Origin of the sequence: Pseudozobellia thermophila, from assembly GCF_900141855.1 — a bacterium.
In the GTDB taxonomy this organism is placed as follows: Bacteria; Bacteroidota; Bacteroidia; order Flavobacteriales; family Flavobacteriaceae; genus Pseudozobellia; species Pseudozobellia thermophila.
Genome location: NZ_FQYU01000002.1, coordinates 517258 through 539470, shown reverse-complemented (window position 1 = coordinate 539470; position 22213 = coordinate 517258). Strand labels below are relative to the sequence as shown.

24 protein-coding genes are annotated in these 22213 nt (G+C 48.4%); 14 read left to right on the top strand and 10 right to left on the bottom strand.

The features are described 5' to 3' along the window. Window positions 1–3: 3 nt before the first annotated feature. From BUB37_RS07795 to BUB37_RS07765, 7 genes are all read right to left on the bottom strand, one after another. Window positions 4–450: a hypothetical protein gene (locus tag BUB37_RS07795; RefSeq protein ID WP_072991346.1), complete on the bottom strand. Its 447-nt coding sequence runs from the start codon at window positions 448–450 to the stop codon at window positions 4–6. 183 nt (window positions 451–633) lie between these two features. Then, window positions 634–1689, bottom strand: a complete 1056-nt coding sequence (locus BUB37_RS07790; protein WP_072991342.1) for an aminotransferase class I/II-fold pyridoxal phosphate-dependent enzyme — start codon at window positions 1687–1689, stop codon at window positions 634–636. Next, on the bottom strand, window positions 1689–2699 hold the full coding sequence (locus BUB37_RS07785) for a dipeptide epimerase (RefSeq protein ID WP_072991339.1): 1011 nt from the start codon (window positions 2697–2699) through the stop codon (window positions 1689–1691). Before BUB37_RS07785 ends, BUB37_RS07790 begins: the two co-directional genes overlap by 1 nt. 125 nt (window positions 2700–2824) lie before the next feature. Further along, window positions 2825–3556 (bottom strand): head GIN domain-containing protein, encoded by a 732-nt coding sequence (locus BUB37_RS07780; RefSeq protein WP_072991336.1) that lies wholly within the window; start codon window positions 3554–3556, stop codon window positions 2825–2827. A 140-nt stretch (window positions 3557–3696) separates the two neighbouring features. Further along, entirely contained in the window at window positions 3697–5469 is a 1773-nt protein-coding gene (locus BUB37_RS07775; RefSeq protein WP_072991333.1) for a PspC domain-containing protein, read from the bottom strand. A gap of 61 nt (window positions 5470–5530) precedes the next feature. Beyond that, the gene (locus tag BUB37_RS07770) at window positions 5531–5860 is read right to left on the bottom strand and encodes a PadR family transcriptional regulator (RefSeq protein ID WP_072992661.1); all 330 of its coding nucleotides are present in this window, start codon (window positions 5858–5860) and stop codon (window positions 5531–5533) included. Window positions 5861–6029: 169 nt separating this feature from the next. Further along, window positions 6030–6512, bottom strand: a complete 483-nt coding sequence (locus BUB37_RS07765; RefSeq protein ID WP_072991330.1) for a DUF4870 domain-containing protein — start codon at window positions 6510–6512, stop codon at window positions 6030–6032. A gap of 133 nt (window positions 6513–6645) precedes the next feature. On the opposite strand from BUB37_RS07765, the gene BUB37_RS07760 reads away from it, so the two are divergent. The 7 genes from BUB37_RS07760 (at window position 6646) to nudK (ending at window position 12811) form a co-directional block, all read left to right on the top strand. Beyond that, window positions 6646–7101, top strand: a complete 456-nt coding sequence (locus tag BUB37_RS07760) for a DUF4442 domain-containing protein (RefSeq protein ID WP_072991327.1) — start codon at window positions 6646–6648, stop codon at window positions 7099–7101. 251 nt (window positions 7102–7352) lie between these two features. Further along, the gene (locus BUB37_RS07755; RefSeq protein ID WP_072991324.1) at window positions 7353–8243 is read left to right on the top strand and encodes a DUF6268 family outer membrane beta-barrel protein; all 891 of its coding nucleotides are present in this window, start codon (window positions 7353–7355) and stop codon (window positions 8241–8243) included. A gap of 179 nt (window positions 8244–8422) precedes the next feature. Then, window positions 8423–9220 carry a TIGR00266 family protein gene (locus BUB37_RS07750; protein ID WP_072991321.1) on the top strand — a complete coding sequence of 266 codons (798 nt, stop codon included), beginning with the start codon at window positions 8423–8425 and terminating at the stop codon, window positions 9218–9220. A gap of 107 nt (window positions 9221–9327) precedes the next feature. Further along, a complete protein-coding gene (locus tag BUB37_RS07745; protein ID WP_072991317.1) occupies window positions 9328–9741 on the top strand; it encodes a response regulator in 414 nt (137 codons plus the stop codon). Between the two features lie 179 nt (window positions 9742–9920). Continuing rightward, window positions 9921–11621, top strand: a complete 1701-nt coding sequence (locus BUB37_RS07740; RefSeq protein WP_072992658.1) for a GMC oxidoreductase — start codon at window positions 9921–9923, stop codon at window positions 11619–11621. Between the two features lie 2 nt (window positions 11622–11623). Continuing rightward, window positions 11624–12217 carry a gluconate 2-dehydrogenase subunit 3 family protein gene (locus BUB37_RS07735; protein ID WP_072991314.1) on the top strand — a complete coding sequence of 198 codons (594 nt, stop codon included), beginning with the start codon at window positions 11624–11626 and terminating at the stop codon, window positions 12215–12217. A gap of 12 nt (window positions 12218–12229) precedes the next feature. Continuing rightward, window positions 12230–12811: a GDP-mannose pyrophosphatase NudK gene (gene nudK / locus BUB37_RS07730; RefSeq protein WP_072991311.1), complete on the top strand. Its 582-nt coding sequence runs from the start codon at window positions 12230–12232 to the stop codon at window positions 12809–12811. 6 nt (window positions 12812–12817) lie between these two features. On the opposite strand, the gene BUB37_RS07725 is transcribed toward nudK, so the two are convergent. Next, window positions 12818–14086, bottom strand: a complete 1269-nt coding sequence (locus BUB37_RS07725) for a D-alanyl-D-alanine carboxypeptidase/D-alanyl-D-alanine-endopeptidase (protein ID WP_072992656.1) — start codon at window positions 14084–14086, stop codon at window positions 12818–12820. A gap of 153 nt (window positions 14087–14239) precedes the next feature. Here BUB37_RS07725 and BUB37_RS07720 point away from each other — a divergent pair, with 153 nt between their 5' ends. Then, window positions 14240–14437, top strand: coding sequence for a hypothetical protein (locus BUB37_RS07720; RefSeq protein WP_072991308.1), 198 nt, complete (start codon window positions 14240–14242; stop codon window positions 14435–14437). An 84-nt stretch (window positions 14438–14521) separates the two neighbouring features. Here BUB37_RS07720 and BUB37_RS07715 read toward each other — a convergent pair whose 3' ends face one another. Next, window positions 14522–15460: a LysR substrate-binding domain-containing protein gene (locus BUB37_RS07715; protein WP_072991305.1), complete on the bottom strand. Its 939-nt coding sequence runs from the start codon at window positions 15458–15460 to the stop codon at window positions 14522–14524. Between the two features lie 105 nt (window positions 15461–15565). On the opposite strand from BUB37_RS07715, the gene BUB37_RS07710 reads away from it, so the two are divergent. Beyond that, a complete protein-coding gene (locus tag BUB37_RS07710; protein ID WP_072991302.1) occupies window positions 15566–16045 on the top strand; it encodes a Dps family protein in 480 nt (159 codons plus the stop codon). Between the two features lie 53 nt (window positions 16046–16098). Here BUB37_RS07710 and BUB37_RS07705 read toward each other — a convergent pair whose 3' ends face one another. After that, on the bottom strand, window positions 16099–16518 hold the full coding sequence (locus tag BUB37_RS07705) for a DUF2141 domain-containing protein (protein WP_072991299.1): 420 nt from the start codon (window positions 16516–16518) through the stop codon (window positions 16099–16101). A gap of 166 nt (window positions 16519–16684) precedes the next feature. Between BUB37_RS07705 and BUB37_RS07700 the strand changes: the two genes are divergently transcribed. The 5 genes from BUB37_RS07700 (at window position 16685) to BUB37_RS07680 (ending at window position 22199) form a co-directional block, all read left to right on the top strand. Beyond that, window positions 16685–17578: an AAA family ATPase gene (locus BUB37_RS07700; protein ID WP_072991296.1), complete on the top strand. Its 894-nt coding sequence runs from the start codon at window positions 16685–16687 to the stop codon at window positions 17576–17578. Between the two features lie 15 nt (window positions 17579–17593). Then, window positions 17594–18772, top strand: coding sequence for a vWA domain-containing protein (locus tag BUB37_RS07695; protein WP_094766586.1), 1179 nt, complete (start codon window positions 17594–17596; stop codon window positions 18770–18772). A 120-nt stretch (window positions 18773–18892) separates the two neighbouring features. Then, on the top strand, window positions 18893–19342 hold the full coding sequence (locus tag BUB37_RS07690) for an SRPBCC family protein (RefSeq protein ID WP_072991293.1): 450 nt from the start codon (window positions 18893–18895) through the stop codon (window positions 19340–19342). Between the two features lie 28 nt (window positions 19343–19370). Next, window positions 19371–19835: a (2Fe-2S)-binding protein gene (locus BUB37_RS07685; protein WP_072991290.1), complete on the top strand. Its 465-nt coding sequence runs from the start codon at window positions 19371–19373 to the stop codon at window positions 19833–19835. Between the two features lie 3 nt (window positions 19836–19838). Then, the gene (locus tag BUB37_RS07680; protein WP_072991287.1) at window positions 19839–22199 is read left to right on the top strand and encodes a xanthine dehydrogenase family protein molybdopterin-binding subunit; all 2361 of its coding nucleotides are present in this window, start codon (window positions 19839–19841) and stop codon (window positions 22197–22199) included. Window positions 22200–22213 lie beyond the last annotated feature (14 nt).

Here is a 22213-nt window from a genome sequence, read left to right as displayed (position 1 = left end):
CACTCAATCGATACGCCTGTAGTTCTCCGAAAATGTTCGATTGCCGTTTTCATCCACGGAAATTTGACTATAACTGTTCTTGTCGAGCTGAAGCTCGAATCGGAATACTTCAACGGTATCCTGAATGCTCATCATTACTTTTGAGCCGTATTCCAAGCGCTCTTCCAAGTAATCGTCCGTGTTGGTATATGAACCGTATCCGAACCATTCGTTCGGATCGTCGGGCGAGTAGCGGGTCCACATTACTTTGCCCTTACTATAGATTTTGACCTGTTGGTACCCGTTGGTATTGGGTATGGTGTCCGATACGTTCCCGTCTTCCCAATTGTAACGGTTAATGAGTTCCCAAGTGCCCTCCAGGGAGGGGGCTTTTTGAGGTTTTGTAGATGTATACAGGGTGGCCGAGACCAAGAATAACATCAAAAAAACCAATCCGAATAGCTTTTTCATGATATAGTGTTTTTAAAGGGTGTGAAATCAAATTGCCTTAATAAGATACGATTATTTTTGAATATTTCGTAAATATTTTCCTCATAAATTGGAATGTTTTTATATGGAAAAAGCTGTTGGACAACGTACTGCCGAGGCAGTGGCCTTGGTAGAATCATACCTTCGGTAGGGGAGAGGACCGCCCTAGATTTTTGGGAGGACGTTGATGCAGTTTAACAAATGGTCGATGTCCTTTTTTTCATGGGCGGCACTTAAGACGATACGGCTCATAATTTGGGAGTCTTCGTCGGGGTAGGCGAAATTGGTCACCACGATATGGTGGGCTTCCAAATATTCGCTCAACTGTACATCTGAAAAGGTAAATGCAGGGTGGTCGGGCATAAAGTGAAACTTTTTCTTATGGACCAGGCCCTTGGTAAAGTAGTCGATGTTTTCCCTCAACAGCCTTCTTTTTTTGGCATAGAGGTCATGGGCGTCGAGTAAGGTGGCCATGGCCGCCGGGCTGGCCGGACTCGCACCTCCGAAGAAAGCGGTCGCCTTTAATAGGTCGATGCGCCGTTGTGTGGCGAATATCGCCCCCGCCTGAATGGCAAATCCCTTGCCCAAGGAACAACAGACCACCAGTTCCTTGGGTTGCAGGGCCCTAAGGGTTTTATATACGCCGCCGCCGTTTTCACCCACGATACCGATACCGTGCGAGTCGTCGACAACAAGGATCAGCTCGCCCAGGGGCAGGGTACGCAACGCTTCAAAGTCGGGATGGTTACAGCCCGAAAAGTCAATGGCATCCAAGAAGACCACGGGGGGTTCACTTTGCTTGGCGGTGCTTAACTGCTCCCTTACGGCTATGTTGAGCGCGGTAAAGGTGGTATAGGTCTTCGTTTCGGTCTGGTAAAGGGCGGCATGGGTATTGGGAGCGTAGAAAAGCGGGTGCTTTTTATTGCGAAAGGTCTGCGAGATAAGTTGTCCGGCAAGGTATCCCGAAGAAAGGGTCAGGGCCTTAGGGCATCCGACCAAGTCGGCCAGATAGGCTTCGGCCTTGTCAAAGATGTCTACCTGTACATTCGATTTTCGGGATGCCCCATAATTGGTGCCGTACCGTTTGACGTTCTTAATGAACATTTCCTGAAATTCGGCATCGGTCTGAAGTCCCAAATAGGCCGTGCCTCCAAAATAGAGGTGGGCATCCCCCTTAATATTGATTACCCTTCCCGGAAACGAATTTATAGAATAGGCCATCACTTCAAAGTTACGCCAGATCCGCCTAATTGGGGAAAAACAAGTTTCCCGCCTTCCTTTATCCCGATTCCATTCGCTATATCCTTCTTAAGCAATAGGGAACCGTCCATATCCACATAATCGAGTTGGGGCAGCATTTGGGCAATGGCCGAAATACCCACGGTAGATTCGGTCATACAGCCCACCATTACCTTTAGGCCCATTTCCTTGGCCTTCTTTATCATGCGGAGGGCCGGGGTAAGGCCGCTGCACTTGGTAAGTTTTATATTGATACCGTTGAAGTACCTTCCGCATTTTTCAACATCTTCCTCAACGATACAGCTCTCGTCCGCTATGACGGGCAAAACACTGGATTCGTGTACTTTTTTCATGCCGTCCCAGTCGTCGGCACGTAGGGGCTGTTCGAGAAACTCGACGCCTAGATCCTTAAGCAAGGGGGCGTTGGCAATGGTTTCCTCGGCCGACCACGCGCAATTCGCGTCGATCCTGAAAATGGCATCGGTATGCTTTCGCAATTCTTCGACGATGGCCACATCGTTGTCGGTTCCTAGTTTTATCTTGTAGATGGGCCAGGGCATTTCCTTCATTTTCGCCACCATTTTATCGATGGGGGCAATGCCGATCGTATAATTGGTTATCGGGTAGTTTTCGTTCGATGTCCCCCATAATTCATATAGGGGCTTGCCCTTTAGTTTGCCGAATAGGTCCCACGCGGCCAGATCCAATGCGCATATGGCAAAGTTCGATAGGTTCTTATCGGTCAAAAATTGGTGGAAGGCCTCGGGACGGTCAAAGTCGTACGACTCGATCTCACTGCGGATCGCGTTGATTTCCTCGGTCATGCTTTCAACGGTAATCTTGTAGTAGGGGTTCGAGGTACTTTCGCCATAGCCTGTCTGGCCGTTCAACCCAAGGGCGACGACAAGGGTGTCCTGATAGTCGTGTGACTCGCGCGATATACTGAATGTGTGTTTTAGTTCAAGTACGTATTTTTTGAGGGATAATTGCATACTTAGGGTTTTATGGGTACGAAGATAAAAAGACCTTGGTTGAAGACGGGGCCCAGAACACAAATTTTTAAAGAAAAAGGCCCGATGGGGAACCACCGGGCCTTGGTAAGCCGGAGATGATTCGGTCAATATTGGTGAACGCTTCCCGAAACCGATTTTTTGGTCGATACATTGGGATCGCCCGAGTAGGATATGTTTCCGCCGCTGGTGGCATCGGCGGTCAATGATTCCGATACCCTGATCTGCACGTTGCCCCCGCTACTGGCATCCGCATTGCAGGTTTTGGCCTGTAAGCCTTTGGCATTGACGTTACCTCCCGAACTGACGTCTACGTCCACGTGGTCCGCCTGCCCTGAAATCGTGAGGTTCGCCCCGCTACTGGCATCGACTTCCAAGGCCTGGGAGGTCACGTCGACGTGTAGCAAAGCGCCGCTACTTCCGTCGATTTCCAAAGCATTGCCTTCGATGGGGGCCGTCGTTTTTAGGTGGGAACCGCTTGACGCCTTCAGTGCGGTTATTTTAGGTAGCGATACATAAACGTTTTTTGTGGCCCTACCGATATTCTCCTCGGCGTGTATGCGCAATTTACCATCCTTGATATCGGTAGCGATCAGGTCGATAATGTTTTCGTCGCCTTCAACCTCGATTTTATAGAGGTCGCCCGGACTTACATAGACGGCTAGGCCTTCGGAGGCCGAGACTTCCGTAAAATCGGCCGTAACCTTACGGCTTTCCTTCACTACATGGCCGTTGCCCGGTTTACCGGTGCCAAAATCGCCGATATTAATGTCGAATCCGCAAGAAGACAGAAAAACGGCTACTATAAAAGCAATTGCTATTCGTACTAGAGTTGTCATGACTGTTCGTTTTTTGATTGATTTTGATTGTTTTTGATGGTCGCTTGTTCAACCGACCCGGTAAAGTTGTTCATTATAGACGAATTACCTTAAAAGTTGTTACCGAATCGTACAATTTAAAGACCGAACCGTTATGTGCCCTACTCGTCGATTTCATGACCTTCTTCCTTTCCGTTAATATTGATGTCGACGTTGTCTTCGTGGTCCTTTGCCTTGATCCGAACTTCGTCCTTGTCAATTTTCATCTGAAAGGATTCCCCGTTCTCGTCCTTGATATGGATGTCTACCCCGTTTTTGTCGATTTGGATCCGATTTTCTTCTTCCTGCCCAATTTCCTCCGGACAATTTTGGCATTTCAGTTCGCCGTCCCTGCCCATCTTCCATATATAATCTTCGGGAGTGTCGATAGCTACGTCCCTCTCCGATCGTATCGTCCAATTGCGCCGGTTGGAAGGGTCGTATTTGAGAAGTTGTCCGGCGGGCAGGTAGAGATTGACCCTTACTTCCTGGTCGTTGAACTTGCTTTGGTCGGCCGTAGTCAGGTAATTGTTGAACATGAGGGTGTTGCCTCTTTGTTCGTATTCGTATACGATCTGTTCGGCGGTATTTCGGGCTTCGTGGAACGACGGACCGTTCGCTTCCTTGCGAATGGATATTCGGGCCAAGGTATCGTTCGATTTTTTGATGTTGAGCCGAACATCTTCCGATTGCAACATAGGGTTTCCTTCGTCATCGTAGACCATTATCATATCGTTCATGCGCACGTGCTCCCCATCGTCGTAAAATTCGGAGGAGACCAATTGGATGTTAAGGGTGTCTTGGCGGCTTTTGAGGTAGATCGGGTTTTCGTCGGTAACACTGCCGGTAAAGGCGTGGGAGGCCGCTTCCCGTACGCCCATTACGATAAGTGAGATCAGGCAGATCAGCCATAGGCCCAAAAGTGAGAACTTGGCAATAGGGCCGATCGACTTTAAATTGTTGACCAGGATCTTGAGCCCTAGATAGAGCAGGAAGAAGAAAGGAATGCCTATGACAAAGAAAAACAACAGGGACAGAAACCAAACGGGCGCGCCGGTTATGTTGTCTATGACCCCATGAACGCCGGGCAGGCTGATCCAATCCAGGGTGCCGACGGTAAGCATGCCGATGAACATGCCTATTATGGCCGCCGCACCGATAATTACGAGTATGATGCCGATAAATTTTCCGAATACCTTGAAGAGAAACATAATAATATCCCCCAGGGTATCGAAGAACGATTTTCCACCGTTCTTAACCTTGTTGGTCACACCTTCGTAATCGACGCTCTTGATTTTTTGGGCAACATCATCAAAGCCTTCCTTGACCTTGCGTTCTATATTGCTGATGTTGATGTCCTCCCCCCGCATGTCCAATTTCTCCGAGGTCGTTTTGGCCTCGGGGATAAGCAACCATAGCAGTCCGTAGATGATGATAAAGGCACCGGTAGATCCCACGGTAAGTATGATCCACAGCAATCGGATCCATAGGGGGTCGATGTTAAAATAGTGGCCCAGCCCCGAAGAAACGCCGGCGACATATTTGTGCTCCGTGTCGCGATAGAACTTTTTGGCCCTTTTGCGTCCGGCTGCTTTTTTACCGGGTACGGGCTCGTCCTCAAAAATATCCTCATCGACCATGTAATCTTCGGGCTGCCCCATAATGGTAATGACTTCGTCCACTTCCTTGAGGGTGATCACCTGTCTTTCGTTTTCGAGCTTTTCGTGAAAGAGCTCGGCGATGCGGGCCTCGATATCGGCCAAAATCTCTTCACTGCCCGGGGTGTTGGCGAACGAACGTTTTACCGACTCCAGGTAACGCTGCATTTTGTTGAATGCTTCCTCATCGATGTGAAAAAGCATGTTGGCGAGGTTAATATTTACAGTTTTGTTCATTGTCTTTATTTTTTACCCTGCACTTCTCCGTTTTAAGGGGTACAAGGGGCGTTCTTTAGGGTTATTTGTTATTGGTCACTAGGTTTGTTGCCGTTCTTAGCTCGTCCCACGTGGCATCGAGTTCCTTTAAAAAGAGTTTCCCGGTCTCGGTGAGGGCATAGTATTTTCTTGGTGGGCCCGAGGTAGACTCTTCCCATCGGTAGCTTAAGAGACCTGCATTTTTAAGGCGGGTGAGGAGCGGGTATATGGTGCCCTCGACCACCAGCATTTTGGCATCTTTAAGGGTTTCCAGAATCTCGGAGGCATACTTGTCCTTTCCGTTTAGAATGGACAGGATGCAGTATTCCAGAACACCTTTGCGCATTTGTGCTTTTGTATTTTCTACGTTCATAATTTCATTTTGCTTTTTATGCAGTTCCTTTCCGTTCGGGGAACGCGATGATCTTAAAAATGTGGCCTGCATGAATTGACTGTTCGTTTTTTGATCGATGAATAAACATTTTGATTGCGATTGATGAATAGACTCCTATAGATTCAGGTGTGATGAAGACCTGTTGTTGCTACTTGATGAATTTTATGGTCAAAGGGTATTCGAAATACTGCCCTTCGTTGGTTTTTATGGTGGCCAATATGGTGTACACGACGTTCACAATAAAAAGGGCGGCCTTTGCCAAGCCCGCCAGACTTAAGGGGATTAACCACGAACCAAACTTGAAATCGTCGGTGTTCAGGTTGATCGAAAAACTGTTGTAATTCGATAATTGGTCGAGGCCCAAAAAGCTGAAATTCAATATTTCGGGAAAAAAACCTACCAAGAACGGAATGCTGATCGCACCGAGTACAATGGAATAGAGCAGTAGGCTCATTTGAAAGTTCAGGGCCTGCTTTCCATTGTGGTCCACAAAGGCGTATTCGTTCTTGTTGGCCGTCCAGAGTACCAAGGGGATGATAAAATTCCCGAACGGAACCACGAACTTTGAAAAGGTCGACGCATGTATCAAGGCCGATAAATTTCTTTCGTGTTTGGTGAGTGTACTTTCCATGGCTTAGTAATTTCTTATGCAAATATATGGCTAAAAAAAGGTACTATGTAAAACAAAGTACTGAAATTTAAGAAATAATTAACATTTATAAACCCGGTTATTTTCTCTATTTTTACACAAAATCGAAAGTATAATGGGCGTTTCCGCAGGAAAATTCAATAAATTCACTTTTTTTAAATTGCCTGCCGCTTGGTGGACCGGGGTACGGGTAAAATCGATTAGCGACCAAAAATGCGTGGTAACCGTTAAATACGGTTGGCGAAACCAAAACCCTTTCAAATCGATGTTTTGGGCAGTACAGGGTATGGCCGCCGAACTGAGTACGGGTGCCATGGTCATCGATAGAATACAGCAAAGCGGAAAAAAAATTAGTATGCTGGTGGCCAACAACAAGGCCAATTTTTCCAAAAAGGCCACGGGAAGGATCACCTTTACCTGCGAAGACGGTCATTTGATCCAAGAGGCCATAGACAAGACCGTGGCCACGGGCGAAGGCCAGGCGTTTTGGATGAAGTCCGTCGGGGTGAACGAAGAGGGGGTGGTGGTATCGACCTTTCACTTTGAGTGGACGATCAAACTGAAACAATAACTTTCCGAATACCAAAAGACATTGAAAAAGCGTGTAATCCCATGTGCCGGGAACAAACGGATCCCGGTCGAGCTACTATGTCTTGCCAATTTTTAATTAAAAAACAGGGTTGGTAGATACAATTCCCTTTTTGCTCTAGACAGTGTTCGGGGGCATCTATTAAGATTGGCTTTCCTTTCTATTTTGGGCACTTTTACGGGGCTTGAAATGGGGCTACCCATTTTATAACTTTAATAAAGTAGCATTGAACTATGAAGAAAGCCTTGATTTTTTTATCTGTACTTGCATCGGGTATGGCTTATGCCCAAGAGACCGATGGTGTTTATGTTGATGCACAATTACTGCCCGGTTCCGACGTAGGAAGCGTCTTGAAACTGGAAGCCGGCCTAACCGTTCCCCTAATCAATACCGCCAAGGAAAAGTTGACCCTCGGAGGCAAGGTCCAACAAACGGCTTTCGATTTTGTCGACAAGGATGTGCCCTTCGAAACCGATCAGATTGAAAACTTCAATTCCTTTGGCATAAAATTCACCTACCAAAGAAATTTAAGCGATACCTGGGCCCTGAACTTGATGGGCGAAACCCAGATCGCTTCCAATTTCGATGAGAACGAAATAAAGACCGATGACATATTTTTTAACGGTCTGCTTACCTTCGACAGGTATAACGACGAAAACAATTCGATGTGGACCTTTGGTGCGGCCTACGACATTAGGTATGGCCTGTACTATCCGATTCCGGTACTGGCCTATACCAAAAGAATGGACGAGGCCTGGGCCTATAAATTGGGGGTGCCCGATAGCCGGGTCAAATATTCCGTGGGGGGCAACCACGAGTTTGAGGGCTTTGCCACACTTACGGGCTTTACCGGTAACATCAACGACGATATTGACATATACAAGCAAGAGTATACGGGTACGCTAAGGCAAACCAATGTCCTCTTGGGCTTGGGGTATACGCTGCGTTTCTGGGACCGTTTTAAGGCGACGCTAGAAGGGGGGTATACGGCGTACAACCAGATGCAGGTGCGCGATTATGACAATGAGCTGATCTACGATTTTGAAATGCCCAATAGCTTCTATTTAAACGTCGGCCTGAAATACACCTTTGACAGCAAGGCCCGGGTCAATAGGGTGTACTGATCCTAGGCCAACGGTCCCAAGGTGTGGGACGAACGCCATTGTTCTTGGTGCCCATGGTGCGGTAAGGCTTTATTTTTCCCGTCATTCTTGTTATATTTATTGGATGGGCCAAGGTGTTTTTGTAACAAAAGGAAAAACTTGGCTACGTATACGGTAAACTAAAAATAGGAATCGCAACTATGAACGCACACGAAATAGATTACCAGATTTACGGGGAGGAAATGCAATATGTCGAAATCGAACTCGACCCGCAAGAAGCCGTAGTGGCCGAGGCCGGTAGCTTTATGATGATGGATGCCGATATAAAAATGGATACTATTTTCGGCGATGGCTCCAATCAGGACACCGGGGTGTTGGGAAAGATTTTCTCCGCCGGAAAACGCATCCTGACGGGGGAGAGCCTCTTTATGACCGCTTTTTTGAACATTGGCCAAGGGAAAAAGCAAGTGAGTTTCGCATCACCGTACCCCGGCAAGATCTTGCCCATTGACCTGTCAGAGAAACAAGGCAAGTTCATTTGTCAAAAGGACGCTTTCCTCTGTGCTGCCAAAGGGGTTTCGGTGGGTATCGAGTTTTCGAAGAAATTGGGCCGGGGCCTGTTCGGTGGCGAAGGCTTTATCATGCAGAAATTGGAAGGCGACGGAATGGCCTTTGTCCATGCCGGGGGCACCATGGCCAAAAAAGTATTGGCTCCGGGCGAAGTGCTTAAGGTCGACACGGGCTGCATCGTTGGTTTTACCAAGGATGTGGACTACGATATTGAATTCGTCGGAGGAATAAGAAATACGGTGTTCGGAGGCGAAGGCCTCTTTTTCGCCACCCTGCGGGGTCCGGGAACGGTATACGTGCAATCCCTTCCCTTTAGCCGATTGGCCGGACGGGTTTTGGCCTCGGTGCCCCGTGGGGGAAAAGACAAGGGAGAAGGTAGTATCTTAGGTACGCTGGGCGACATTGTGGGCGGGGACAATAGGTTTTAAGGGCCTTGAAAACAATTTAATAACAAAAAAAGTTTGGATTGTTCCTGTCGAAAACCCTAGATTTGGTCCTGTTGTACATTTTGATTTTTCTACCCTAAATTTTTCGTATGAAGCCCACTGTCCATTCTGAACTTGTCGTTTGGGTCATAGACGACGATTTTGTTTCCCTTTTTGCTACGCGTTACGGAATTGAACAGTGGAACAGAAAATGCAGGGTAGTCGATTTTGACAATGCCGAAACGGCCTTGAAAATTTTTTCCGATACCTTGGAGGAAGGGGGCGAAAAACCGGATGTCATTCTCCTGGATCTGATAATGCCCGATATGGACGGCTGGACCTTTCTTTCCAAATTTGAGGAAATGTACGATGGGACCTCGGGCACCGACGTCTATATTCTTTCGGCCTTTACAAACTCCAAGGACCGCAAGAGGGCCAAGGAGCACCCATCGGTAAAGGGACATTTTGACAAGCCCTTGTCGAAACACCTCTTGGAGGAGGTCTTCACCAAAAATTACTCTTAAACCAGATCGTCAACCTGTTTTGCCCGGTTTTCCTTCCGGATCCGGCAATGCGAAAATACGTTCCGTTTAAAAAGGGTTGCCGCCTTCCCGGTCGCTAGGAAAGGCGTTTTTTGAAGGCCGCAAATTTTTGCCGTCCGGTTGAATATTCCCTATCTTGGGAGGATGAAATAATGGAATTTATGGCGAACTATAATATCGACGCAAAAAAGGACATGACCTACGATGCCATAGTAATCGGCTCCGGGATCAGTGGGGGTTGGGCGGCCAAGGAGCTGTGCGAAAAGGGCTTGAACACCTTGGTACTCGAGCGGGGAAGGATCGTAGAGCACGTGACCGACTATCCGACAATGAACCTGGATCCCTGGGATATGGATTATCGAGGCAGGTTAACCCCGGAACAAAGAAAAAAGCACTACAAAAATATACGTTCAGGTTGGGTAGGGGCCGATACCGAGCATTTCTGGGCCGATGATGAGGCCAATCCCTATACGGAGGTCAAGCCTTTTCTCTGGCTTCGCGGCCATCAAATGGGAGGAAAATCCTTGTTGTGGGGAAAACAGACCTACCGCTGGAGCGACCTCGACTTCGAGGCCAATGCGAAGGACGGCCATGGGGTCGATTGGCCCATTCGTTACAAGGATATCGAACCGTGGTATACCTATGTCGAAAAATTTGCGGGTATCAGTGGCGAGGCCCTCGGCCTGCCCCAGCTTCCTGACAGCCATTTTTTACCGCCCATGGAATTGAACTGTGTCGAAAAACACATCAAGGGTAGGATCGAAAAGAACTTTCCCGGTAGAAATATGATCATCGGCCGTGTGGCCCACCTTACCCGCCCCCTAAACGGCAGGGGCCAGTGCCAATACCGGAACCGGTGCAGCAGGGGATGTCCTTACGGGGCCTATTTTAGTAGCAATGCCGTTACCCTCCCTGCCGCAAACGCTACGGGCAAGCTTACCATTAGGCCCTATTCCATAGTTCAATCGGTTGTTTATGACGATAAAAAGGGCAAGGCCACGGGGGTCCGAATTATCGATGCCGAAACCAATGAAGATTTGGAATATTCGGCAAAAATAATCTTCGTAAACGCCTCGACGCTCAGTACGACACAGATATTAATGAACTCGGTCTCGAATCGCTTTGAGAACGGTTTGGGTAACGACAGTGGTGAATTGGGGCACAATTTAATGGACCATACCTATAGGGTCGGAGCCTCCGGTATCGTCGATGGTTTTGACGACAAATATTACAAGGGAAGAAGGCCGAACGGAATTTACATTCCCCGATACGTCAACCTCGACGAAAAGACGAAGTCCGATAAGTTCTTACGTGGGTTTGGCTACCAAGGCGGAGGTTTTCGAGGAGGTAATGCCGCCAATATAGAATCCTTCGGTGCCGAATATAAGGACAGTATCCTAAAACCGGGACCCTGGGAGTTCTTTATAACCGGCTTTGCGGAGTGCCTGCCCTATCACGACAACAAAGTTTCGCTCAACAAAGAGGTATTGGACAAATGGGGGCAACCTACCTTGTCCATAGACGCCGAATTCAAGGAAAACGAAAAGGCGCTCAATAAGCAGATCCAGGAAGATGCCGTGGAAATGCTCGATAAGGCAGGGCTGAAAGATATTGTCGGATTCGACAACGAGCATCCACCGGGGTACGGCGTACATGAAATGGGAACGGCCCGAATGGGTAAAGACCCCAAGACTTCGGTGTTGAACAAGTTCAATCAGGTACACGGGGCAGAGAATGTATTTGTTACCGATGGCGCCTGTATGACGTCTTCATCATGTGTCAATCCTTCGCTTACCTATATGGCCCTGACGGCAAGGGCCGCCGACCATGCCGTATCGGAATTGAAAAAACGAAACCTATAGTTATGGACAGGAGAAAAGTATTAAAGCAAACCGGACTATTGGCAGGGGCCACTGTTTTCGGCCCCTCCCTCTTTTCATTGTTGCAATCGTGCAGGGAAGAGCCGCGATTGGATTGGAAGCCTGAATTTTTTACCGAGGAGGAAGCGCTTACCATAGCGGCCCTATTGGATGCCATACTGCCTCGTACCGAAACACCGGGAGCCTTGGATGTAAAGGCCGATATGTTTATCGATAAGGTGATTGCGCACACCTACGATGAAAAGGAACAGCAGGGGATGCGCGACCAAATAGCGGAATTCAATGCGCAATGTGTAAAAAAACACGGAAGTAATTTCAGTGACCTTGGTGAAGCCGAAAAAAACGAGGCGCTGAAAACGGCCGAAGCTAATTCGGGCAAGTTCAGCCGGGGGGTATGGGGAACCGCAGTGGGCGAACAAGAACCGATAGGTTTTTACCGGGCCTTTAAGTCCATGGCCCTATGGGCCTATACCACATCCGAGGAAATAGGGGAAAAAGTATTGAACTACGATCCCATACCCGGTGGCTACGAACCTTGTAAGCCGCTTTCTGAAGTGGGCAATCGTTGGAGCCTATAATCTTATGACCCAATGGAAAATAGTAGAGTTAGAAATATTAAGAAGGAGGTACTTTCGGATAATTGGTACACCCTCAACAAATTTACCTTTGAGTACCAAAGGGACGATGGTACGTGGGAAACCCAGCAAAGGGAAGCCTACGATCGCGGCAATGGCGCCGCCATATTGCTTTACAATCGCGAAAAGGGAACGGTAGTACTGACCCGCCAGTTCAGGATGCCGACCTACATCAATGGCAATGCCGATGGCATGATGATCGAGGTGTGTGCCGGATTGCTCGATGGGGATCATCCCGAAGATTGCATCAAAAAAGAAGTGGAGGAAGAAACGGGCTACCGTATAGACAAGGTAGAAAAGGTTTTCGAATCCTACATGTCGCCCGGTTCCGTAACGGAAATACTTCATTATTTTATCGGGGCCTACGAAGAAAAAATGAAAGTGGGCGAAGGGGGAGGAGCCGACGACGAGACCGAGAATATCGAGGTCTTGGAGTATAAGCTGGAAGACGCCCTCCATATGGTAACGACCGGCGAGATCAAGGACGCGAAGACCATTTTGCTGCTCCAGTATGCCCAGATCCACAAACTGGTCTGAAAAGGCCTAGTACGTATCCCTGACCTTTTCCAAGATCGACTGCATCCTTTTCTTTACTTCCGACGAAGGGTGCCTAAAATGGTTGTTCATAAAACTGAAAATAAGGGTCTTTCCCGATTTTGTGATCAGGTAACCGCTCAGGCAGTGGTTGTTGCCCAAGCTGCCCGTTTTTGCATAAATATAGGGCTCGGGGTCGCCTGGGTACCAATTTTTGAGGGTGCCCGATTCCCCTCCGATGGGAAAATAACCGAACAGCTGCGCGCGTGGCACTTCCAAATACATCCTGTGCAGCACGTGCACCATAGATTCGGGGGTGAACAGATTGTATCTCGAAAGTCCCGAACCGTCTACCCAACGGGGCTCCTGTCTTAATCCGGGCAATAAGGTGCCTAGCACATGTTCGCGGGCCCGCTCACTGCTTAGCGTATCCGATAGGGTGGAAGAGGCAAGTATTAGGAGTTGTTCCGCAAGAAAATTGTCACTTTGGTGCATCATTCTTTTGTAGACCGTGTCCGAAGCGATGCCGTAGAAAACCTTTTTTTCACCTATGGGCATTTTGTCGACAAGCCTTAGCTCCTTTCCCAATTCCCGTTCAAGCAAATGCCTCGTAAGCTCTTTGCTGCCCCTATAGGGAATTTCAAGGGTGTCTTGCCGCGAAGGGTCGAAGTAAAAAATGTTCCTTTCGATTTCCCTGTTTTTGGAGGTACGGACCATGACCACACTATCCTTGAAATAGATCGGGCTCGCCTGTAGCCCCTGGTCGTTGCGTAGGGTAAGTACGTTGCCGTACAAAGGCAGGGACGAGCGTTCGGCCTGATAGTAATATTGATAGTCTCCCCACGACCAACCGGGACCGTATTTTTCGTCTTCGAGGTTGTCTAGGAACAGGGCGATATGGGCCTGCGACTTAAGGAAACGCATAAGCCCCTTGTCTTCAAAATAGGGGTGGAGCAAGGTGGGGTTTCCGGTACCTTCTATAAAAAGGGTGTCGTTCTCAAAGACATACTTTAGGGCCGGGATACTATCGGGCAACATATGAAGCGCCGCGTACAAGGTGAAGATTTTGGTATTGCTCGCCGGTGTAAAATACTTTTGGCCGTTGTATGAGACCAGGGTATCGCCAGACCCGGGATCGAAGAGGACAAAACCCGTGAACTGGTTTTGGTAAAAGCTTGAACCTAGGATGCTTTCAGTATTTTTTTTAACGATTCTCGAGCCGCCCGCACAACCCGTTAGTACGAGGGCCAGTATGAATGCAAAGAGGAACCTGATCATTTTTACCATTGGTTTTAGCCCCAAAAATAGGGCATTTAACAAGAATTTGGCTAACTTTTAACAGCAAAGGAACAATAATGGAAATACATTAATGTTTAACTTTATACGTGAATGATTACTATAAGAGAAACAATTAACTAAACATATTGAAATATGGCAAGAGCTATGCTTGAGTACAGTAAAACAGTGCTGAAAAAAGTTAGTTTCGATTCAAAACTGTTTTTAAAAGAACTAAAAAAAGCGGTAAATAGATTGCTCCCCGAAGAAATCGAAGAACTTAAACTCTGGTTACAACAGTTTACGACCGACAAACCGGAACTTCAACAAAGTTTAATTTATTTGAAAGTATAACTTACAACGATTATAAAGCCCTCTGAAAAAGAGGGCTTTTTGTTTTCCATGGATGGGGCGACAAGATAAACCCCTTTTGCGATACTATTTGTTCAAGGGGCTCACGATCTGTACGTCCTGAAAGGCGATGGCACCCCTGACTATACCCAAAATGACATCGCGCAGCGCCTCTGTAATTTGGATCTTTAATTCGCTTTTGTGGTAAATTAGGCTAACTTCCCTGGCCGGGGAGGGACTTTCAAAAAACTTGAGTTTTTCCTTTTTGCCTTCATCGAGCTCCAAGGTATTTAGATAGGGCAACAAGGTCATGCCCAAACCTTCGTCCGCCAAATTTATCAAGGTCTCGAAACTGCCGCTCTGTAGGCTGAAACGCTCATCGTCAAGACTGCGCGATGCCTTGCACAGGTTGATGACGCCGTCCCTAAAGCAATGTCCGTCCTGCAACAGGAGTACATCGCTTATACTGAGGTCTTCGGGCCTTAGTTTCGGCAACTTGTTGAGTCGATGGTTCTGGGGGACATAGCCAACAAAGGGCTCGTAATAAAGCGGGCGTTCCTTGATGAACTCTATTTCTAGGGGTGTGGCCGCAATACCGGCATCAAGATGCCCGTCCTGTAGGTTGCGAATAAGGTTTTCCGTACTCTGCTCCTTGATGATTAGGTTGACTTTTGGATACCGGTTGATAAAGGTCTTTAGGAACATGGGCAGGAGCGTGGGCATTACCGTAGGGATGATGCCCAAAACATAATCCCCTCCGATAAAGCCTTTTTCCTGGTCGACGATATCCTGTATACGATTGGCCTCGTTTACGATATTTTTGGCCTGCTTCACTATTTTTTTGCCCACTTCGGTAATGGTTATGGGCTTTTTGCTGCGGTCAAAGATCAGCACGTCGAGCTCGTCTTCGAGTTTTTGGACCTGCATGCTCAAAGTAGGTTGGGTGACAAAACTTTTTTGGGCCGCCAAGGTAAAATTTTGGTACTCGGCAACCGCCAGTACATACTGTAATTGGGTAATCGTCATAGCACATAAATTAAAGCGATAAAATTATAAAAAGTATCAATAAACCTTATGGAGATTTACGCTTTATATTTTTTAATTTTATGGTGGATTTAAATAGAATACATTATGAAACTAAATAGTATAGGACTAAGCGAAAAGGATTCAAAAACGATCAGCGACGATCTTAACGAACTTTTGGCCAACTTTCAGCGGTATTACCAAAACCTAAGGGGTATTCACTGGAATATTAAGGGAAAGCGATTTTTTGAACTGCATCCCAAATTCGAGGAACTCTATGACGATGCCAATATGAAGGTAGACGAGATCGCCGAAAGAATACTGACCCTGGGGGGCGTGCCGCTGCACACTTTCGAGGACTATATCGAAAATGCAAAGGTCCCGGTAGGTCGGAACATTTCCAAGGACGAGGATGCCATTCGACTCATTGTAGATTCCCTAAAAGACCTTTTGGTCATCGAAAGACGCATTTTAAATGCCTCCGACGAGTCTGGCGATGAAGGTACCAATGCCATGATGAGCGATTTTATCACCGAACAGGAGAAAACGGTTTGGATGATGAAAGCCTGGTTGGCCGAGGAGATTTAATAACCGGTAAAACTGATTTGAAGGCCCCGCCGATAAGCGGGGCCTTTTTTTGCTTAAAACCGAATGTTGAATTCCAGGTCTTCATCGGCAACCTCAAACTTGGCATCGGCAAAAACCGGAGGACCGTAAAGGTTGATATCCCCGGTTTGTCCGTAACTTTCAACGGGCATACCCGATACGTCAAAGTCCATTCTCTTGTTATCGTTACTGTCGTGAATGAGGAGCACGGCATACGTTCCGGGCTTGACATTCTCGAACCTAAGGCTAACATCGCCCTTCTTGGCCGGACTTTCGGCATGGGCCACCCCGACACCCTTCATAAAGGTAGCTTCGGTATGGAGTGAGGCCAAGATAGAACCCTGGTCCGAGAGTACGTTCTCGATCTTCAGGGTTATATGGGCACCTTCTTGCGCTTGGACACCGGCACCGAATAGAGCCAAAAGGAGCACGAGGACTAGAGCGGATCGTTTCATATTTAAAGTTTTTGTGGTTAATGAAGTAAAGGTCGACCAAAGCATCGGATAAAGACAACCTAACTTACCCAAGTGTCGAAAAGGGCGGGCGAATTGAATATTTCGGCCCCGAAGTTGGTATGCGTATTATAATTAACTTTACCTACACTCACATTATTCCGCTTTTATGAAAACACCAGAGCTTTCCGAGATAGGCAACATGCTAGAAAAACAGGGGTATATAAGTAACGGTTCGATCGCCATGTCCATTTTCTTGGCCATGCAATTGGAAAAGCCCTTGCTCATCGAAGGCCCGGCCGGCGTAGGAAAGACCGAGATCGCCAAGGTGATGGCCAAGGCCTTGGACACCAACTTGATCCGCCTTCAGTGCTATGAGGGACTCGACAGTACCCATGCCCTATACGAATGGAACTACCAGCACCAGCTCCTCTTCCTAAAAATGCAGGAAGCCTCGGGCCACGACCCGAAAATGCTAGAGGAAACCATATTTTCGGATAGGTTTTTGTTGAAGCGACCCGTTTTGCAGGCCATATCGCAGAAAAGGAAACCGGTGTTGCTGATCGACGAGATCGACCGGGCCGATGAGGAGTTCGAGAGCTTCCTGCTCGAGGTGCTGTCCGACTGGCAGGTGACCATCCCCGAGATAGGAACCATTAAAGCGGCCCAAAAGCCCCAAATAATTCTTACCGGCAATCGTACCCGCGAACTGTCGGAGGCCCTGCGCAGAAGATGCCTGTACCTGTGGATAGACTATCCCGACTTTGAAAAGGAGCTGGCCATCGTCAAGGCGAAGGTACCCGAGATCGATGCAAGATTGGGCGAGCAGATCTGTACCTTTATGAAGGAACTGCGTCAATTGAAACTGGAGAAAACGCCCGGCATATCGGAAACCATCGATTGGGCCAGGGCCTTGGCCGGTATGCACCTGGGCCATTTGGACAGGGAAGTGGTCGAAAACACCCTGGGGGTTGTACTTAAGGATTGGCAAGACATGCGCCATACCCAAGACGCGCTATCGGAACTTCTGGAAAAGACCGGTGTAACCTCCCGAATCGGGTAATTTTATCCTCCCTCTATGAAAACACCCTTGATACGGCACCAAACTGAAATTTCGGCCCACGTGGTCCTGCTGTGCCGTTATTTGAGAAAGGAAGGGTACTCCCTTGGGGTCGCCGAGGAAGCCGATGCCATGAAGGCCCTTGAAAGACTTCCTATCGATAAGGAACAGAACTTTGTCATGGCCTTAAAGGCGGTATTGGCCAAAAACAGCCATCAGTATCTCAACTTTGACGGGCAGTACGACGAATTCAAGCGCCAACTGGCCAAGGCGTCCGATTCAAAAATTAAGGAAACTCCCAAAAAGAAAGATAAAAAATCGAAGGCCGAAAGGGAGCAGGCGCGTTTCGATGCCCTGAAAAATTGGTTGAACCTAAATCCGTCCGAAGAAGAAAAGCAAGTGGCCTCCTATAGCGATATGGAAGTATTGGGCAAAAAGCATTTTTCCGATTTGAGCGAGGACGAGATCAAATTGATGATGCGATTGCTCAAGATTCTGGCAAGGAAGGTAGCACACCGAAAGAGCCGGCTTCGAAAAATTTCCAAGCGGGCACGCCAGCTCGATCTAAGACACACCGTGCGTGGCAGTATGCGAAGCGGGGGAAGCTTGCATAACCTGGTCTACAGCGAGCGAAAAAACAAAAAGCTCAAATTGGTGCTCTTATGCGACGTGAGCCAGTCGATGGACCTCTACAGCCGCTTTCTCGTCCATATGATCTATGCCTTTCAAAATGTATACGATCAACTGGAAACCTTTGTCTTTAGCACTGCCCTGCACCGGGTGACCTCCATTTTGGAGAACAATGGGCTCGACAAGGCCTTTGATATCATATCGGACAGGGTGCCCGATTGGTCCGGCGGAACTACCATTGGCGGGTGTTTGCAAGATTTTGTGGATGATTTCGGATATGGGATGTTGGATAAAAAGACCATTGTTTTGGTGATGAGCGATGGTTGGGATACCGGTGGGCCCGAAACCATTGAAAACGCCATGAAGACTATCTATAAAAAATCGAAGAAGGTCATATGGTTGAACCCCTTGGCCGGAAGCCCCGGTTTTGCTCCCGATACCATGGGCATGAAGACGGCCCTTCCCTATATCGATGCCCTGGTCTCTGCCCATAACTTGGAGAGTTTAAGGCAAGTTCTTCATCAGCTGCGCCAACGCCGGAATATTTCGAAAAGAATCGCTTTGTAAGAGATACTTTATGTATGTCTTAATGTTGTGTTATGTTTTATGGCAATATGTTAAAAAACTAATTAAAATATTTACGATTTACGACATGATTTTTTATATTCATAAGCTCAATGAAGAAATATGAAGATCAAAGGAAACTATACCCTTAGCACGACCCCTGAAATTTTTTGGCAAATGGTGATGGATCCCGATGTACTCGAAAAGGTTACCCCGGGAATCAAGGAACTAAAAGCGCTTTCCCCGGATAACTACGAGGCCCTATCCGAGGTAAAGGTAGGCCCGGTACGGGGAAACTTTAAGGGAAACCTGTCGATAAAGGATAAGGTAGAACAAGAAGGTTGTACCCTGGTCATCGACCAAAAAAGCAAAATGGGCAATGTAATAGCGGAAATCGTCATGACCCTCGCCCCGGAAGGGGAGGGGCAGACCAAGGTCGAATACACCGGTGAGGCAAAGATGTCGGGTACCCTGGCCAGTATGGGGCAGCGGATCATGAGCGGGGTGGTCAGTACCCTGTCCAAGCAGTTCTTTAAGTCGATGGAGGCCGAGATCGCCGCACGAAAAGCATAGGTTTAATAATAACTTTAAATACAAGAATATGAATGTAACCATCACGGTCAATGGGAAAACCTATACCCATGACATAGAACCACGGATCAGCCTTGTTCAATACTTACGTGAAACCTTGGACTTGACGGGAACCCATATAGGATGCGATACCAGTGGCTGTGGCGCCTGTACCGTTTCCGTTAACGGTGAAGCGGTCAAATCATGTACCATGCTGGCCGTCCAGGCCGATGGTTGTGAGGTTACAACGATCGAGGGCATGGCCCAAAACGGGGAAATGCATCCCATTCAGGCGGCTTTCAAGGAAAAACACGGCCTGCAATGTGGTTTCTGTACCCCGGGCATGGTTATGGTCGCCGCGGATATTTTAAAAAACCATCCGAACCCTTCCGAAGAGGAAATTAGGCACGGCCTAAAGGGCAATTTCTGCAGATGTACCGGGTATCACAATATTGTTAAATCTATTCAGCTGGCTGCTGAAACCTTAAACGAATAAATCATGGGTAATTTCATTGGAAAAGCAGTTAAAAGACGCGAAGACGCTCGATTTTTAAAAGGGGCGGGAACCTATACCGACGATATCAAACTTCCAAAAATGACCCAATCGGCATTTGTAAGGAGTCCCTACGCCCATGCCAAGATATTAAGCATCGACATTACCGAAGCGGAAAAAGCGGACGGCGTCGTGGCTATTTTTACGGGTAAGGACCCCTGTGGCGATTACGGCGTACCCTGCGGATGGCAGGTCGATTTCAAGAACGGGGAAACCATGAGGGAGCCCAAACACCCCCTTTTGGCCAAGGACAAGGTCAAGCATCTGGGCGAGGCCGTGGCCATTGTGATTGCCGAAACCCTCGAACAGGCCCGGGATGCCGCCGAACTCGTCGAAGTGGACTACGAGGAGCTGCCGGCCGTGACCAATCCCCTAAAGGCCATGGAAAAGGATGCGCCCTTGGTCCATGACGAATGGGAGGACAACGCGGCCTTCGATTGGTGCATCGGGAACGATAGGGCCGAAGTGGAAGCGGCCCTGGAAAAGGCCCACCACGTGACCGTGATGGAATACCGCAACCAAAGGTTGGCCCCGAACGCCATGGAGCCAAGAAGTTATATCGCCGACTACGATGTCAACGGAGACCGCTATACCTTATATACGAGTACCCAAAACCCGCACCTGATACGCTTGTTGTTGTGTGCCTTTGCATTGGGTATTCCCGAACATAAGGTGCGCATCGTCTCGCGCGATGTGGGTGGCGGCTTCGGAAGCAAGATTTATCATTATACCGAAGAGGCCCTCTTGACCTGGGCATCCAAGGAAATCGGACGACCGGTAAAATGGACCTCCGATCGCAGTGAGGCCTTTTTGACCGATGCCCATGGCCGCGACCATGTGGTAAAATCGAAAATGGGCTTCGACAAGGACGGTAAAATTGTGGCCCACCTTACCGATGAGTATTGTGGCATGGGTGCTTACCTTTCTACCTTTGCCCCGGCCGTGCCGACCTATTTGCACGGTACCTTGTTTCAAGGGGTCTATACAACGCCCTTGATCCATCTGAACGTAACGGCGCCTTTTACGCATACCGTTCCCGTCGATGCGTATCGCGGGGCCGGAAGACCCGAAGCCACATATCTGTTGGAGCGCATCATATCAAAGGGAGCCCAGGAAATGGGTATGGATCCGGTGGAAATCCGGCTTAAGAACTTTATACCGCCCTTTGACGGGGTAGAGCAGGAAGGTTACCAGACCCAGGTAGCCCTACAATACGATAGTGGCAATTACGAAAGGGCGCTTAAAAAGGCACTCGATAAGCTCGGCTATGAAGATTTTAGAAAGGAACAGAAAAAGGCCCGTGAGGAAGGCCGCCTGTTGGGCGTGGGCATTTCGACCTACATCGAGGGTTGTGGTATCGCCCCTTCCGCCGTTGTCGGGGCCTTGGGGGCCAGGGCCGGCCTGTACGAGGTGGGGCAGGTCAGGGTGCAGCCAACGGGCAAGGTATCGGTCTTTACCGGCTCCCATTCGCACGGCCAGGGACACGAAACCGTTTTTGCACAGTTCGTGGCCGATAAATTGGGTATCGATATGGCCGATGTTGAGATTGAGCACGGCGATACCGACCAAGTAGCCTTCGGAATGGGTACGTACGGGTCAAGAAGTTTGTCCGTCGGAGGCAGTGCCATTATCAAGAGTATAGACAAAATTTTGGAGAAAGGGGCCAAGATTGCCGCCCATAAACTGGAGGCCGCCGAGGATGACCTCGAATACGCCAATGGGAAATGGACGGTGAAGGGAACGGAAAAATCCGTGTCCTTCGGCGATGTGGCATTGACGGCCTATGTGCCGCATAACTATCCGGAAGGACTGGAACCGGGACTTGACTTTTCAAGTTTCTACGACCCGGGCAATTTTACCTATCCCTTCGGTACGCACATCGCCGTTGTTGAGGTAGACAAGGATACCGGCAAGGTGGAGCTGCAACGTTTCGTAGCCGTTGATGATGTGGGCAATATAATGAACCCGATGATCGTCGACGGTCAAATTCACGGCGGCGTGGCCCAAGGCGTGGGGCAGGCCCTGTTGGAAGAGGTCGTATACGACGAGGGGGGGCAGATGATTACCGGTTCCTATATGGATTATGCCATGCCACGTGCCGATGACCTGCCCATGATCGAGACGGACAATACGGTTACCCCGTGCCCCCATAACCCCTTGGGCGTAAAAGGGGCGGGTGAGGCCGGGGCCATTGGGTCCACTCCCGCCGTGGTGAACGCCGTTGTCGATGCCTTGGCACATTTAGGGGTCACCGATATTCAAATGCCCCTAAAACCACAGACGGTTTGGAAAGCGATGCAGAACTAATCAAAAAACTGAAA